Origin of the sequence: Asticcacaulis aquihabitans, assembly GCF_032490435.1 — a bacterium.
Lineage (GTDB): Bacteria > Pseudomonadota > Alphaproteobacteria > Caulobacterales > Caulobacteraceae > Asticcacaulis.
This window is the reverse complement of sequence record NZ_JAVGWM010000002.1, coordinates 25,073-41,438: the sequence shown is the minus strand read 5'-3', so window position 1 is coordinate 41,438 and position 16,366 is coordinate 25,073. Positions and strand designations below refer to the sequence as shown.

11 protein-coding genes are annotated in these 16,366 nt (G+C 59.3%); 9 read left to right on the top strand and 2 right to left on the bottom strand.

Annotated elements, in window-relative coordinates:
* Nucleotides 1–10: 10 nt before the first annotated feature.
* Both RCJ00_RS07270 and RCJ00_RS07265 read right to left on the bottom strand, forming a co-directional pair.
* Nucleotides 11–2,413, bottom strand: coding sequence for a TonB-dependent receptor plug domain-containing protein (locus RCJ00_RS07270; protein ID WP_316221130.1), 2,403 nt, complete (start codon nucleotides 2,411–2,413; stop codon nucleotides 11–13).
* Between the two features lie 195 nt (nucleotides 2,414–2,608).
* A complete protein-coding gene (locus RCJ00_RS07265; RefSeq protein ID WP_316221129.1) occupies nucleotides 2,609–3,559 on the bottom strand; it encodes an alpha/beta hydrolase in 951 nt (316 codons plus the stop codon).
* A gap of 478 nt (nucleotides 3,560–4,037) precedes the next feature.
* Between RCJ00_RS07265 and RCJ00_RS07260 the strand changes: the two genes are divergently transcribed.
* From RCJ00_RS07260 to htpG, 9 genes are all read left to right on the top strand, one after another.
* The gene (locus tag RCJ00_RS07260; RefSeq protein WP_316221128.1) at nucleotides 4,038–6,989 is read left to right on the top strand and encodes a TonB-dependent receptor; all 2,952 of its coding nucleotides are present in this window, start codon (nucleotides 4,038–4,040) and stop codon (nucleotides 6,987–6,989) included.
* A 277-nt stretch (nucleotides 6,990–7,266) separates the two neighbouring features.
* Nucleotides 7,267–8,265, top strand: a complete 999-nt coding sequence (locus RCJ00_RS07255) for a 3-oxoacyl-[acyl-carrier-protein] synthase III C-terminal domain-containing protein (protein WP_316221127.1) — start codon at nucleotides 7,267–7,269, stop codon at nucleotides 8,263–8,265.
* Nucleotides 8,262–9,230 carry an NAD-dependent epimerase/dehydratase family protein gene (locus RCJ00_RS07250; RefSeq protein WP_316221126.1) on the top strand — a complete coding sequence of 323 codons (969 nt, stop codon included), beginning with the start codon at nucleotides 8,262–8,264 and terminating at the stop codon, nucleotides 9,228–9,230. Before RCJ00_RS07255 ends, RCJ00_RS07250 begins: the two co-directional genes overlap by 4 nt.
* Complete coding sequence (locus tag RCJ00_RS07245) at nucleotides 9,227–10,060, top strand: MBL fold metallo-hydrolase (RefSeq protein ID WP_316221125.1); 834 nt, start codon at nucleotides 9,227–9,229, stop codon at nucleotides 10,058–10,060. The genes RCJ00_RS07250 and RCJ00_RS07245 overlap by 4 nt, the downstream gene beginning before the upstream one ends.
* 301 nt (nucleotides 10,061–10,361) lie before the next feature.
* Nucleotides 10,362–11,213: a cell division protein FtsA gene (locus RCJ00_RS07240; RefSeq protein ID WP_316221124.1), complete on the top strand. Its 852-nt coding sequence runs from the start codon at nucleotides 10,362–10,364 to the stop codon at nucleotides 11,211–11,213.
* Complete coding sequence (locus tag RCJ00_RS07235) at nucleotides 11,210–12,280, top strand: ATP-grasp domain-containing protein (RefSeq protein WP_316221123.1); 1,071 nt, start codon at nucleotides 11,210–11,212, stop codon at nucleotides 12,278–12,280. The genes RCJ00_RS07240 and RCJ00_RS07235 overlap by 4 nt, the downstream gene beginning before the upstream one ends.
* Nucleotides 12,277–13,281, top strand: coding sequence for a GNAT family N-acetyltransferase (locus RCJ00_RS07230; RefSeq protein ID WP_316221122.1), 1,005 nt, complete (start codon nucleotides 12,277–12,279; stop codon nucleotides 13,279–13,281). Before RCJ00_RS07235 ends, RCJ00_RS07230 begins: the two co-directional genes overlap by 4 nt.
* The gene (locus RCJ00_RS07225) at nucleotides 13,278–14,270 is read left to right on the top strand and encodes a Rieske 2Fe-2S domain-containing protein (RefSeq protein ID WP_316221121.1); all 993 of its coding nucleotides are present in this window, start codon (nucleotides 13,278–13,280) and stop codon (nucleotides 14,268–14,270) included. The genes RCJ00_RS07230 and RCJ00_RS07225 overlap by 4 nt, the downstream gene beginning before the upstream one ends.
* A 167-nt stretch (nucleotides 14,271–14,437) precedes the next feature.
* Complete coding sequence (gene htpG / locus RCJ00_RS07220; RefSeq protein ID WP_316221120.1) at nucleotides 14,438–16,333, top strand: molecular chaperone HtpG; 1,896 nt, start codon at nucleotides 14,438–14,440, stop codon at nucleotides 16,331–16,333.
* The last annotated feature ends 33 nt before the right edge of the window (nucleotides 16,334–16,366 follow it).

Here is a 16,366-nt window from a genome sequence, read left to right as displayed (position 1 = left end):
AGTACGTCAGTTATTGACGCCAGCGCCCGCCGCCACGATCGCCGTCATCGCCTTGCGGCCGCGGTCCGCGTGGCCCGTCTTCGCGTGGTCCGTCTCCGCGTTGGCGGTCGATGACCTTTCCGAAGGTATAGCGCAGATTGACCATGAAGGTCGCGGCCTGATCGTAACGTTCGGTGTAGCTGCGTTGTATGCTGTTGAAACTGTAGGTCTTGCTGGCCGGGCCTACGATGATATTGGATGCATTAAACGTCAGGACCAGCTTGCTGGGGACAATCTGGTGCTGCCAGGACAGGCCAAGTGTCGTTTGCGGCGTGACACGGCGTTCGACGGTATTGGTCTCGCCCCGGTAAAGAACGCGGAAACTGTAGGTATTTACACGGTCCGGGCGATAGTTGGTGTTGAGGCTAAGATTTGAAAACGGCCCCTTGGATTCGACCGGCTGATGGGTGAAGACGTCGGTGTATCGGGTGTCGGTATAGGTGTAGGTGCCGTTCAGATTGATATTCAGCTTTCGATCGAAAAGGCGCGACGATAGCGACGCCGTGAGGCCCTGATTGCGGCTTGAACCGCTGTTCTGATAGCTCGTCAGGAGCACGTCGGGCTGGCCGGGCAGGAAGCTGGAGACGGTTTCGATACTGCCCGTCGTCTCGTTGTAAAAGGCCTGAAGATTGAGGTTCGTCGTCTTGCCGTCATGCGTGTAGGACAGGTCGTATTTGTCGGTCTGAGACGGTTTCAGGTCCGAATTACCCGACCGCGCTGTCAGGCCGTCTGCGCTGATGACGACGAGCGGATCGAGTTGCGGACCGGTCGGGCGCTGGATTTTGCGGCTATAGGCCAGTTTCAGGTTGTCCTTGTCGGTCGCCTTGTAAGTGAAGAACACACTGGGGCTGTAGTTCATCATATCGCGTGTCGCGGTCACCGCCGTTGTCGGCAACAAGGGATTGGAAGACAGAAGCGTCTGATGAAGGTCTTCGACGCGCAGCCCCGCCTGAAAGCCCAACTTGCCGAACTGCTGCTGATAGGTGGCATAGGCCGCGCTTAAGACCTCATCGTCGTTGAACTGGCGTACGCCGGACGGCGAAGGGGAAGCCGGTGATGCAACCGGTTCGGCCAAAGACAGCGATCGGTAATTATAAGAGTCACTGACCGTATGTTCGATGTCCCAGCCGAGCTGGATTTGCCTTTGCGTCTCGTCATAATTGCCAAGCGGATGAGACCAGTCGCCGCTAAAGCCGTCGACGACATTTTTGGTCTTCGACGCGTAGGTCGTATAGCTATCGTCCGCTGCGGGCTGATTGCGGACACTTCGGGTGACGGTGACGCCATCATTGAGGCTGCTGCTGTGCCACAACTGCATCTTGAAATCTTCGGTCGAGCCAACCTGGCCGCGATGGTCGTAGGTCAGACGAAAATCGAGATTTTCATTCGGCGCCATAGAATTGCTGAGCCGGGCGATGTCGCTGATGAGGGCATGGTTGCGGTCATAGGACAGGGTCTCGCTGGCGCTGACACTGCGGCTGTCGCGTCGGCTGTAGCTCAGGTCGGCGGTCAGGTCGTCGCGATCGGTAAAATCGTATTCTGCCGTCATATTGGCGGAAAAGTTATTGTTTGAGGACTTGCTGACGGTATTGGTCAGATCTTCACGTGTGACAGCGCCGGTCACCGGGTCCAGGCGATAGCGGTCGCTCAGGCTTTTCACCTTGGGCGCCTGCCCGCCGGACCCTTGCCCACCGCCGCCGCGGCCATTGCCCCCGCCGCCATGGTTGAGGTTGAGGCTACCATTAAGCTTGAGCTTGCCGATGGTCTTTCCGGTCCGGAAGCCGACACTGGATCGCCCCTGGTCGCCGACGCTTGCGTTCACGGAGGTCTGCGGGCGAAGGGCGCGGCCACGCTTCATAACAATATTGATGATGCCGCCGGCGCTGTCCGAACCGTAGGCGGCGCCGGGGTTGGGAATGACCTCGATTGTATCGATATCGTCCGCCGCCAGGCTCTGAAGCGAAAAGGCGCGGTTATCGCCCTGCATCTGTGCTGACTTTTTACCGTTCACATAGACCTGTACGCCGGAATTGCCGCGCAAAGAGACTGTGCCATCATTATCCACGGTCACCGCCGGCACGTTGTTCAGGACGTCGGCGGCAGATCCCGTCGCTGACTGGGGGTCCTGTTTCACATCATAGATGTCCCGGTCAATCTTGTGTTGAATGATCGGCTTTTCAGCGGTGATGGTGACAACGGTCGTGTCGTCGCTGGCGGTTGCGGTGTCGGGGTTTGTCGTCGTCTTGGCCGGGGTCTTGCCAGCAGTGGGTGTTGCGGGCGAGGTGGGCGTCGAGGTGCCAGCTGCCGGGGCAGTCGTTTGCGGAGTAGCCTGTTGGGCATGAGCGGCGCTGGTCCAGAGAAGGGCGGCAGTCATGAGGAGCGCGGATCGACGGAGCGGCATAAAGCTATGTCTCGGAGAAAAGGAACCTACAGGAGCGAACGTCAGGGCGCGCGATATCCGTCTCGCCGATCGCATAAATGATCCGGGAGCGATATTTTTAGCACAAGCGTTCAAAGTTGATCGATTGCGACAATCCAGCGCTGTTCGCGCCTTGAGGCGCCGAGGCAGTTAGCCTTTCAGGCCGTGGCGTTGCAAAAAATCGAAAACGGTCGGCACCCAGGGCAGGACGACGCCGTCTTTGCGCACCGGGAAGCCGTGAGTTGCTCCTTCCCACAGGTGCAGTTCAGAGGCGACCTTGCTGGCTTTTAAGGCCTGATACATGAGGATGGCGTTTTGCATCGGGACGACAGGATCGTCCGTTGTCCCGCCGATAAAGGTGGGCGGCGTGTCGGTCGCGACATGCAATTCAATCGAGGCGGCATCACGTGCCGCCTGTGTCGGCGCCTCTCCCAGGGCCTGCTTCAACGATCCCTTGTGCGCATAGGGTTCCGTCATCGTGACGACCGGATACATCATGGCCGCCACCGTCGGTCGCGCATCGAAGCTATCCACGGCGTCAACAGGCGCATAGGTCTGTTTTGTGGCGCGTGTCGCCAGCAAGCCCGTGACGTGGCCGCCGGCGGAAAAGCCGATGACACCGACCCGGTTGGGATCGAGCCCCAATTCGCCGCTGCGTGAACGAATCAACCGCATGGCGCGCTGGGCATCCTGAAGCGCGACCTCGGGACCGGCTGTCCAGCCATCGGCCGGCAGGCGATAGCACAGGGTAAAGGTCGTTACACCCTGGTCGGCCAACCAGGCATCGATGTCGCCGCCGGCTTTGCTGACGGCGACACGCACATAGCCTCCGCCGGGTACGATCAGCATGGCTGCGCCATTCGGTTTGGCGGGCCGACGGATGGCCAGCCACGGTTTGCGGACATGCAAAAACGCCGTGTCGTTGGGATCGGCACTGCGCAAAACGGTTTCTTCTGTCGCCGTTACCGCCTCCCCGCCGGGGGGATTGCCTGGCCAAAGGTCGTGCACGGTAATGGTCGACGTCGACGATTGCGCCAGGGTCACGGAGGGCAGGGCGGCTGCGGCCGCACCGACGGTCATCAGGAAGCGGCGGTTGAGCATGGAGTCTCGCATGATTGTTGGTGATAAGTTGTGCGTGTTTTCGATCATAATTCGTATCGGGTCAAGATACGTAACTAGTCAAGCCTGCGCCGGATTTATCGCGCACAAGGGTGACTGCGCATGCGTTTTCTCTGATAAAATTTTTAGTCGTAATTTTTCACGACGACGGTGTGGAGCCATTTGATAGCGCTGTCATTCCTTTTAAATAAAGTACCAAGGTCTTTTATAGTATAGATAGAGGTGTTGAGTTCCTTGGCAAATTATAGTTGCAGACAAGCCACATATTTTCGAATTTGGTACAAAAAATGACTTTTTGACATTTTTGTCATTGCGAATTTCGCAACGAGATCGCTAACATGCGGGTAAGGCGATCAGATTTATACACCTAATCCGATATGACACCGGTGTCAAAATCAAGATAACCTGCCAAAAACCAGAACCAAGGCTGATTCCACAGCCGTAAATCAGGGACGTAAAAATGAAAATCAATAAACCGCACAGTATAGCTGTGTCTAAAATTCTGTGCCAAGGTATTTCCCTCGGTGCGATGACAGCGTTGCTGGCGAGTACGGTTGTATTCGCGCAAGATGCTGCCGCGCCAATGCCGGCAGCCAGCGATCAGGAAACCGTTGTGGTTGTCACGGGGTTTCGCGGCTCGCTCCAAACAGCGATCAATGAGAAAAAGCGCTCGACCGACATGGTCGACGTCATCAAGTCGGAAGACATCGGCCAATTTCCGGATCTAAACCTCGCCGAAAGCCTGCAGCGCATTCCGGGCGTGTCGATTGATCGCGACGGCGGTGAAGGTAAGCAAATTACTGTTCGCGGCCTGAATTCGGAATTCTCACGCACCCGTCTCAATGGCCTGGAAGCTCTGGCGACCACCGGGTCGAAGGATTCGTCGGGCGGCACTAATCGTGGGCGGGGCTTTGATTTCAACGTTTTTGCTGCTGATCTGTTCAATTCGCTGACGGTGCGCAAGTCGCTGTCGGCTGAAATCGAAGAAGGGTCGCTAGGGGCGACGGTCGATCTGCAAACGGCGCGTCCGTTCGATTACAAGGGCTTCACCATGGCCGGCTCGCTGCAGGCCGGTTACAACGACGCTGCTCGCAAGACCGAACCGCGAGGCACCTTCATGATTTCAAACCGCTGGGCAGATGGTCGTCTGGGAGCACTTTTGTCGGTCGCCTACGGCACCCGCACGGTTATCGAGAACTCAACCAATACGACGCGGTGGGAAAATGCCTACGCCGTATCGAATGTGGGCCGCTTTGAGAGATACAGCACCGATGGCGGCAATACCTTCATCAACATTCCTCAATGCACCGGTGCCGGCGGTGTCTGTAACACCACCGAAGTGAATGCGCAGAATCCGACCCTGACCGGAGAAGCACAAAAGCTTGCTCGCGCCGAACATCCGCGCATTCCGCGCTACAACCACTTCGAAACCGCGCAGAAACGCCTGGGTGTGACGGGCTCGTTCCAGATGCGCCCGAACGAAAATACGCTGGTTACCCTTGACGGTATGTTCGCCGAATTCGGCGCAAATCGGGACGAATGGGAAATCGAGGCCATTTCGTTCAGCCGCTCGGGGCAGGGCCTGCCGAAGACAGATGTGTATAATTATACCATCGATAGCGAAGGCACACTCGTCAAGGGTAGCTTCAACGACGTCGATATCCGTGCGGAACATCGCTACGACGAACTGACCACCACTTTCACCCAACTCAACCTGACCTGGGATCAGACCTGGAGCGACCGCCTGAGCACCAAGGTGCTGATCGGCTCGTCCAAATCACGTCAGGACAACCCAGAACAGACGACCTTTACGTTCGAATCCTACAACGTGGCCGGCTATAGCTACGACTATACCGACATGACGCATCCCGTGTTCGATTACGGCAAGTCGAAGTCCGGCTGTACGACAGACCAGGCGTGCTACTGGACCTATTCGACCAGCACGGCAAATGGCGATCAGTCCTTGATCCGCATTCGCCCGCAGAGCGTGACGAATGCCTTCTCGACCGCCAAGATTGATCTGAAATATGAGGTCAACGACAACCTGACCTTCAAGGGTGGCTACGCTTCCAAGAGCTATGATTTCAATTCGACCGAATATGGCCGTTATACCTCGGCCCCACTGACGCGTGACGAAAACGCCACGACGGCAGGCTCGTCGCTTCTGGCCAGCACGATCAATGGCAACATCGCCGGTTTCTCGCAATCGGTCACCGTCGGCGGCAATACCTACCTGATCCCGAATCTGAACGTCATTCGCGATACCTTCAATTACGACTGCCGCTGCACCAATTCGTACGGCACCTTCACGGTCAATAACACCAACTCCTCGTCACGCACCGGAAACCGGATCGCCCAGGAGATCGATAAGGCGGCCTTCATTCAGCTGGATTTCAAGGGCGACATCGGTTCGATACCTTACCGCGGCAATATCGGTACGCGGGAGGTTGAAACCAACTTGACCGCGACGGGCTATGTCGGTGGCAGCACCAGTTCAATCCTGACCACGGTAAAGCGCCGCTACAAGGATTCCCTGCCCGCGATGAACGTCATGATCGAGCCGCGGGAAAACCTCTACCTGCGCTTCGCCGCCGCCAAGACCATGGCGCGTCCGACCCTTCTCAGCCTCACGCCGGGTGGTGGGTCTATCAATACCACGGCCAAGACGATCACCACGGGCAACCCCTATCTGGAACCGACCCGGGCTGACACAATGGACTTCTCGGTCGAATGGTATCCCGACAAGGATACGCTTGTGACCCTGGGCCTCTTCAATAAAAAGCTGCATAGCTATATCCAAACCCGCGCCCAGTCCTTCAAACTGAGCGAGTTGGGTTACACGCCATCGGATCTGGGCGAAACCAGCGACGTTTCCTATCTGGTCACCACGCCGGTCAATACGGCGGGCGGGAACCTGAAAGGCTATGAGTTTAATATTCAAAAGCCGTTCACCTTCCTGCCGGGCTTCCTGAGCCGGACGGGCGGCATCTTCAACTACACCCACGTCGAGTCGAAGATCCAGTATTACACATCGGCGACCGCCACGACGACGACGCAAGCCGATCTGCTCGGCCTGTCGCCGGAAGCCTGGAACGCCACGCTTTATTATGAAGGCAAGGCCCTGTCCGGTCGTGTCGCGGTGTCCTATCGTGATGGCTACCTGTCGCAGCTCGCTCCCGGTTCGTCGGCCGATTTCTGGGGCAAGAATGAAACCATGAACGTCGATGCCCAGATCACCTACAAGGTCAACAAGAACCTGACCTTCATTCTGGAAGGCATCAATCTGAGCAACGAGCCGGATAACCGATACATCTCCTATAATACGGCTCAGGGCAACACCGCCCAGAACCTGCTGTACGACTACGGCACATCAGGCCGTCAGTACTACCTCGGCCTGCGTTACAAGTACTAAACGCGCCTTCCAACCGTAGACTCTGGGGCGGACAGACACTTTCCCAAACTTTCTGTCCGCCCATTTTTTTGGCCCGAGTGCCAGGTCATAGGTCCCGCCTGACCATTGGTGCGCATAATGATAATAAACTGCTTTTCATCGAGAATGTGTTGGGCCAGGGCGCGCGTCGATTGTCGGTGCAGCTAATCTGGGTTGAATTATCTTTTTGTCGGCCATATGCTTGCGAAGACGCCGCCGGAGGGCGAACCCGGCGGACTTAATGTCTTTGGAAATGGTTATGACATACCCTATCGGTTTCGCCCTGCGCGGTTTTGGCCGTTATTTGCCCACGTCTCAACACTCCTCTCAAAATCTGGACAGCCTGTATGGCCAGCCCGCCGGCTGGACCGAGACGCGCTTTGGCATCACCTCCCGGCCGATCGCCAGTCGCGCGGAAACCAGCTCCGTCATGGCCTCCCATGCTTGCCGCGAAGCCCTGGCCGAAGCGGGATGGGAGGAGGGCGCGTTCGATGTTCTGGTCGGCGCCTGCGGTGTCATGGAACAACCCATTCCCGGCACATCCGTCCTGGTGCACAATGCGCTCGGCCTGGCCAAAAGCGGCATCCCCTGTCTCGATGTCAACATGACATGCCTGTCATTCGTCGCGGCGCTCGACCAGGTCAGCCTGGCCATGAAGGCCGGGCGGTACCGCCGGGCCCTCGTGTTTTCCAGCGATATTGCGTCGGCGGGGCTGGACTACGATCATCCCGAAATGTCAGCCATTTTCGGTGATGGTGCGGCCGCCGTCTGCGTTGAGGCCTGCGAAGATGGGCCCGCCGTCCTGGCCGCGCGCTTCAAGACCTTGAGCGCAGGCAAGGATCTTGCGCACCTACGAGCGGGTGGGACCGGGGTGCGTATCGCCGACGGTTTTGACTCTTTAAGTCAGGCCGCCCGGTTTCATATGGACGCCTTCGGCATCTTTAAGGCGGCCGGCCGTTATCTGCCGCAGCTCATGACTGAGACCGTCGGCGAAGCCGACCTGACGATGGATGACATTGACACCTTCATCTGCCATCAGGCCAGCGCGCCGGGGCTGGAATATATGCGTCATCTGATCAAGATCCGGCCGGAGCGCGTTGTCGACATCTTCCGAACCTGCGGTAACCAGATCGCCGCCTCGCTACCCAACGCCCTATATGTCGCCCATTGCGAGGGGCGATTGAAGCCAGGATCACACGCCCTTCTGGTTGGTACGTCGGCGGGCGTCAGCCTGGGCGCCATGGTGCTGCGCCTGTGAAGGTACTGGTCACAGGCGCGACCGGCGGGTTGGGCAAGGCGCTGGTCGCTGGTCTGATCGCGGCTGGCTATGCGGTGCGTGCGACCGGACGGCGTGATGGCCAGGCGCTGAGAGATATGGGCGCGGACTATATCCAGGCAGACCTAACCGAAGCCGCGCTCAATCCTTTGGTCAGCGGCATTGACGGCGTTTTTCACGCCGCCGCTTTATCAAGTCCATGGGGGCGTGATCGTGATTTTCAGGCGATCAATGTTGATGTGACGCGCAACCTGTTGGCTGCGGCGCGGCGCGCGGGATGCCGCCGTTTTATCTTTGTCTCGTCGCCATCGGTTTACGCCCGCGAGCGCGACCAGCTTGAGCTCCGGGAAAGCGACCCCATAGCCGAGCGCCCTCTCAATGCCTATGCGCGGACAAAGGGCGAGGCAGAAGGTCTCGTGCGGGCAGCATCGGACGCCGGCATGGCCTGCGTGGCGCTTCGGCCGCGCGCCATTATCGGTCCCGACGACGACGTGCTGTTGCCGCGCTTTTTGCGATTGATAAAAAAAGGCCGCTTTCCGCTTGTCCATGGTGGCCGTGCCCTCGTCGAGCTGACCGATGTCCGTGATGTCGTGCGCGCCCTCATCGCCGCCTATATGCGCGCGCCTGAGATTGGTGGGGCGGTCATCAACATCTCCGGAGGTCAGGCCGTAAGCGTCCGCGCCCTAATCGGTGAGCTTGCCGATGCCATGGGGCGTCAGGTCCGGTTCCTACCTATGCCCTATGGCGCATTGCGGGTAATCGCATCCTCAAACGAAACCGTTTGCGGGCTACTACCCGGACGGCCAGAGCCTGCCCTGACAGTCTATACCCTGTCGGCCCTCGCATTTTCGCAAACGTTCGACATGAGCCTGGCGCGGGAACTTATTGATTATAAGCCTCAATATGACGCTGTTAAAGCGGCGTGTGAGCTGGGGCGCCGTTCATGACGGTGACGCGCTGGCACCTATTACAGGTTGGGTCGTGTCGTCACCCGGAAATGATGGCGCGCCGCGGCGGGCACCTATGCCCGGTTGATTTTCCCGCCCTGGTCGGCTTGATCCTGCACGCCGATTTTGGCCCGATCCTGTTCGACACGGGGTATCATCGGCGGTTCTTCACCGCCACCGACCCGTTTCCGGAGCGTCTCTATCGTCTCGCTACGCCTGTTCAATACGCGGATGCCGACAGCGTCGAGGCGCAATTGGCGCGTTTTAACCTGTCCGTCGGCGATATCCGCGGCGTTTTCGTTTCTCATTTCCACGGCGACCACGTCGCGGGTCTGAGAGATTTTGGCGCCGCTCGTATATTCTGCGCCCGCGCAGGCCTTGATCGGACGCGCCAGGGAAGCCGTTTCGGCCGCGTCAGGCAGGGCTTGCTGAGCGCCCTGACGCCCGATGATATCGACGCCCGCGCGACCTATCTGGAGGCCTTGCCGGTCACATCTCTGGACCTTTGTCCATTCACCGAAGGGGCGGACCTTCTCGGTGACGGCAGCCTCATCGCCGTCGAATTGCCCGGCCATTGTCCGGGGCATTGGGGGCTTATTGTCCGGCCGGCGGAAGGCCCGACCGCCTTCTTCATTGGCGATGCGGCATGGTCGCTGGCGGCAATCACCGACAACGTGCCGCCGCCGGCCGTGACGACGGCCTTACTAGGCGAGACGCGCGCCTACCGTCAGACCCTGACGGCTCTCAACGCCGTGTCCAAAAGCGCGGCGGTTGAGATCATTCCGTCGCACTGCCCTGTGACGGCGGCGAAATGGGTGGGGCATGAGTAATAGTCTGGCCTATATGTCCGCCCTGTGGCGGGGGCGTAACCGCAGCCGCGTGGGGCTGGCGCGTCTTCAACACCGGCTGTGGCATAGACTCCGTTCGGACTTCGATCGGTACTCTGCATTGCGCGATTATGGACACAGTGACTTGCAGGCCTTACCCATTGTAAGCGTTGAGACGTATCGGGAAAAATTTCAAAATTACAACATATTGAATTTATCTCTTGAGCAGCTGAATGATCTGTCATCTGTACCCGTGGGGCTGAGCGTTGGCCACTCTACGGGCACGTCCGGCGGAGCGCGGGGCGTGTTTATCACCTCGCCTACGGAACGCGCCCTCTATACGGGCCAGATCATGGCGAAACTTCTCAAGCCAAGCGCGCTTCTGCGCGTTCGAAAAGTGGCCTTGTGCCTGCGCGCGTCGGATGAACTATATCGGTCCGCAGGACGCCTGGACATGCGCTTCTTTCCCCTCGGACCGGACAGCGCCGCCGCCATCGCCGAATTCAACCCGGACCTCCTTATCGCGCCGTCTCAGGTTCTACTGGCCCTGGCTTCGGCGCATAAATTGCCTGACTTGAAGCACCTCTATTATGGCGCCGAGACGCTGAATGACACCGAACGCGCCTTTATCGGCGACCGGTTGGGTGTGCGACCCGATCCGATCTATCAAGCGACCGAAGGGTTTCTAGGGGCACCCTGTCGGCTGGGAACGTTGCACCTCAATGAAGACGCCTTGATCATCGAGCGTGATCCTCTGCCAGGCGGACGCTTTCGTCCAATTGTCACCGACCTGCTGCGTCGGACACAGGCGATCGTGCGGCTGCGCCTGGACGACGTTCTGGAGCCGACGACCTGTCTGTGCGGATCGGCTCGGGCGGCTGTCCGCCCGGTTGAAGGACGGATACAGGACATCTGGCGCTGGTCCGACCAGCAGGTTTTTCCACGTGATGTCGAAAACCGTATGGCGCCGTTGATACCGGCCGACCATCCCTGGGTTGCCACCGGGCACCCGAAGGGCGTCCGGCTGGCGTGCCGCAAAGCCGATGCCTCCAGATTGGCAGAGGCCTTGTCCGTCTTTGGCCAGCCGGTCGAACATGTCGAATACAGAGCGGACATGGACTTTCCCAAGCGCCGGCACGTCAGGTGGCTGGTATGAGCCGACTCCTGCTGACCGGTATTCGTGCCCCGGTTGCCGTCGATTTGGCACGGGTGTTGCGCCGCCAGGGCCACACGGTTTTCGGTGCCGATGTCTTGCGCAGCGCTGCGTTTGGCGACAGCGCCCATTATCGCTCGCCAGTATATGACCCGTCCGGCTTCCGATCGGATGCCCTGTCACTTGTTGATCGTCTCGCGCCGGACCTGATCATCCCCTTGTGTGAAGACATCTTCTACTGGGCGCAACTGGACGTGCCGCTGTTTGCGCCGGATTGCCAAACCCTGATGCGGCTCCATTCAAAGTTCGCGTTTTCCCGACTAGCGGCCGATCTCGGCCTCAAGGTGCCGCACACCGAACGGACTCGGGACTGGGCGCGCGACTGCGTGTTCAAGCCGGAGTTTTCGCGCTTTGGCACGCGGGTTCTGATCCGTCCAGAGGCAGGGCCGGCCAGCGACGATCCACAAAACCCATGGGTGCGTCAAGCCTTCGTCGCAGGAGAAGATGTCTGCTTCTACGCCATAGCGCGCCAAGGGACGCTGCGCGCCTTCAGCGCCTATCGGTCGGCTTGGCGCACGCGCGGCGGGGCCAGCTATCATTTTGATCCGGTTCATGAGCCGCGGTTGGTCGAGATTGCCGAACGCCTGGTGCGCGCCTTAAATCTGACCGGGCAACTGGCCTGCGACCTGCGTCAGGATGCCGACGGTGAGATGTGGCTGGTAGAATGCAATCCCCGCGCCACAAGTGGCCTGCATTTGTTGACCCATGATCCGGCCGGACTGACGGCGGCCTTTATTGGCAGGATGGATGACGGCCCGCCCGTGATGACCGGACCGGAACCGGCCTGCATCGGCCTGGCTATGTCTGTGTTGGGCTGGCCCACGGCCCTGGCCCACGGGCGCCTAGCACAATGGGCGACCGACAGCCGCCGGGCCCGCGACGTGTTGGCGGGGGTGACGTGGGCGGCTGCCGGTGACAGCGTGCGCCATAGGATCGGCGCGACCTGCGCAGGTCAGAGCCTGACCGCCTATCTGACCGCCGATATCGAATGCAATCGGTGGCTGGCATGAGTCTTCACAATGCCAAGGTGTCTTTCGAGGACCTGGATATTGGTGGCCGCACCGTCAGGATCGCCATTCCGGGGCGGGCCAATGCCTGCTGGCTGACATCGCTGGCGACGGCCATCGGACCCATGGCGCGAGAAGAAATCGACCGCGAGATGGACCTGCCGGAGAGCCTGGTGGCCAAGGTGCTAAGCCGTATCTTTGAAACCTTTGGTCGCTGGCTGCGCATCGATGAGGCGGTATTTGTCGAGCATCGCTTGCTCAGCACGTCCCTGTACACGCATGACATGCTGGCGCATCTGGTGGCGTGCCGCGAAAGCCTGATGCGGCACTATCCTGGCAAGGCGATCGTTTTGCGCTCGCTGAATGCGCATGATCATGCCGCCTATATTGACAAGGCGTGCTGGCCGTTTCGCGTGGTATGGATCATCGATGACCTCGATGCCGATTGGGCGCCGCGCCGCGATTCCCGTCGCGACGTCGCCCGGCTTGAGGCATCAAATCTGCGCAGTTGCGTCTATGACGGCGCCATACCCCCCGACAAGCTGGCGCGGTGCCTCGAACTGTACCGTAATCTATACCTCGGCAGCTATTCGGCGTTTAACCCCGACTATGACTACGGCTATCTGCGTCGTCTTATGGAGGTGGGTGACTTGGAAATCCGGACCTTGGAAGACAAGGGCCGGATCGAAGCCTTCTGCGCCCTGCATAGCCGCGGCGATACGATGTCCGTGCCTATGGTCGGCTACAATCAGTCGCGCCCGCAATCCGAGGGCCTATACCGGTCGGCCATGACGCTGGCGGCACAGGCGGCGCAAACACGCGGAATGCGCCTCAATCTGTCGGCCGGCGCACCGCATTTCAAACGGCACAGGGGGGCCAAGCCTTATATGGAATATGTCATGATTATCGACGGGCATCTGCCCGCCTGGCGACGATTGGCCTATGCGGTCATCGGGCGGGTGCTCCGCCTTATGGCGCCGGAACTGCTGCGGAGCGCATCATGAAGTTGCCTGCCCATATCGACACGACCTGGCTGCCGGTTGCCCTCGACCGGCAGGTTGGCAAAAAACCGGTAAAGCGTGAAGTCGCCGGTATCCCGATCGTTTTGTGGCGCGGCGCTGAGGGGCTCAGCGCGTTCCGCGACCGCTGTCCGCACCGCAACTATCCGCTATCGCAAGGCCGCGTCGAGGCGGGGCGTCTGGTCTGCCCCTATCACGGATGGGCATTTCGCGGCGATGGTGCCTGTGCGGACATACCGGGTTGCGCCGGGGCGGCGACACGGCTGAAAGCCGAAACGGTCGGCGTGTGCGAAGCCTTTGGTGTCGTTTTTGTCTGCCTGACGGGCAACATGCCGTTTGTGGTGCCCCCCATGCCAGAAGGCCCAGACTATGATCATTTCTGGTGGGCGATGAAGCCGGAAGCGGCCCGCGTCTACGACGCGCTGGATAACGTCCTCGATCCTTTCCACACCAATTTCATTCATGACGGCTATATTCGCGTCAAACATCGCCGCCAGCGCGTCGAACAGACTATCGACGTATTCGAAGACGGGTTCGAAGCTACCTATGTGCAGGATACGGACCATGGATGGATGTCGCGCACTCTGGAAGGTCCGCGGACCCGCAGTCGCGGCCGCTACTTCCCGCCCGTAGCGTTTCAGGGACGCTGGGAAGGGCCGAGGGGCTTGACCCTGTGCGTCACCATATGGTTCGTGCCGGAAAACGAAGGCATGATCCGACCGTTCGCGCGGTTTTCCACGCCGAAATCCAAAGGGCCGGCCTGGCTCAAGGAAGCGCTGATCCGGTTATTCCTGTTTCGGGTTATCGATCAGGATGCCGACGCCTTGCGGCACCTGCGTGACAATATCGGCCGGTTCGGCGGTCCCCGGTTTGGGGCAGGTCCTGCCGACCGCCTGAGCGACAAGTTGATGCGGTTATATTTGGGACAGCCACTTACGCCGGAGCGGCTGGGCCCCTTCGAGATGTGGCTGTAGCCTCAACCGTTTTCGATCCTGTCCGTAAGCGTGTTGCGCTATCGCGCCGCTACAACAAGCATTTTGGCACAAAAACGCTGAATGCGATAATCCAGCGCTGAACGCCTTGAAATTCTGTCAGACAGAAAATATGTGAGGCTCGATTTTTCAGACTAATGAGGAAAGCTATGACAACGACAGTGGATGCGCCAAAGCCGGAACAACATGTCTTTGAAGCCGATGTTAGCCGCCTTCTGCATATGATGGTCCATTCCGTCTATTCGGATAAGGACGTGTTCCTGCGGGAACTGATATCCAATGCAGCAGATGCCTGCGAAAAGCTGCGCTATGAAGCTGTGTCCAATCCCGAACTTAACGCCGATGGAGCGCCGCCGCGTATACTGGTCTCATTAAATGAAGACAAGCGAACCCTGATTGTCGAGGATAATGGCATTGGCATGAGCCGAGAGGAGATGATCGATGCCTTGGGAACGATCGCGCGCTCCGGCACGCGCCAGTTTATGGAGCGACTCGAAGCCGCGAAGGCGGGCGATAAGGCTGAACTGATCGGACAGTTCGGGGTCGGCTTCTACTCCTCTTTCATGGTTTCCGACCGTGTCGACGTGGTGTCGCGCCGCGCTGGACAGGCTGAAGCGTGGATGTGGTCGTCCGACGGCAAGGGCAGCTATGACCTGACGCCCATCGCAATTGATCAAGCGCCGGTGCGCGGCACGCGGGTCGTTCTGCATCTGATGGAAGAGGCGAAAACCTACACCGGGAAGTGGACGGTCGAGAAGATCATCCGCGAGCAGTCGGGCCATGTGCCCGTCCCGATCCACCTGATCGAGAAGGAAGGCGCAGAGGCGTCGGAGGTGACGGACGGCGCAGCGCTTTGGACCAAACCCAAGGCGGAGATTTCCGCCGCTGAATACACCGATTTCTACCGTGGCGTTTCCGGGCAATATGACGAGCCTTTGATGAACGTCCATTTCCGTGCGGAAGGCCGTTACGAATACACGACATTGGCGTTCGTACCCGGCACGCAACCCTTCGACCTGTTTGATGCCGATCGCAGCGGTCGCATGAAACTGTATGTCAAACGCGTCTTTATCACCGACGACGCCGAGCTATTGCCGCGGTATCTGCGCTTCGTTCGCGGCGTTGTCGATACGTCGGACCTGCCGCTCAACATTTCCAGAGAGATGATCCAGGACAGCCCCGTTCTGACGGCTATCCGCAAGGGTGTGACCGGACGGGTCCTGACGGCCCTGGAAGGCCTGGCCGAAAATGAGACTGAGACCTTTGACAAGGTCTGGGATCTGTTTGGCGCCATCCTGAAGGAAGGCATCTACGACGATTTCGAGCGCAAGGAGCAACTGCTGAAATTGTCGCGCTTCAAGACAACGGTAGCAACGGATGGTCGCCGCAGTTTGGCTGATTACGTCAAGGACATGAAACCTGGCCAGGAGGCCATCTACTACATTGCCGGCACCAATCTTGAGCAACTTACGGCGTCGCCGCAACTGGAAGGCTTCCGCGCCAAGGGCATAGAAGTCCTGCTGCTGACCGATGTGGTGGACAGCTTCTGGGCACCTGCCAATCAATCGTTCGACGGCAAGACGTTCAAGTCGGTGACCCAGGGACTGGCTGACCTGGATGCTGTCGCCGCCGATGATTCGGACACTTCGGCAAAGCCGGAAGCCTCCGGCGATGTGGCGGCTTTTATCGACTACGCGCGCGAAGCCCTCAAAAGCGATGTCGCCGATGTCCGTCTCTCTGCACGATTGACTGAGAGCGCGGTCTGCCTGGTCGCGCCCGAGCATGGGCCGGACCGCCAGCTTGAAAAAATCCTTCAAGGTGCCGGGCGTCTGCAAAGTGTCTCGAAGCCCATTCTGGAGATCAATCCCCACAATGAGCGCGTGAAAAGTATCGCTCAGAATACGAGCGATAGCGCGCGTGAAGATGCGGCCTGGCTCTTGCTGGACGAGGCACGCATTCTGGAGGGGGACAAGCCCACCAACCCACGCGCCTTTGCCGACAGACTGTCGCGGTTGTTCGCAAAGGCGTTTTCACCCGCGACCTAGTCGGTCTCGCTGCCGGGACGCCTCGTCTGTGAG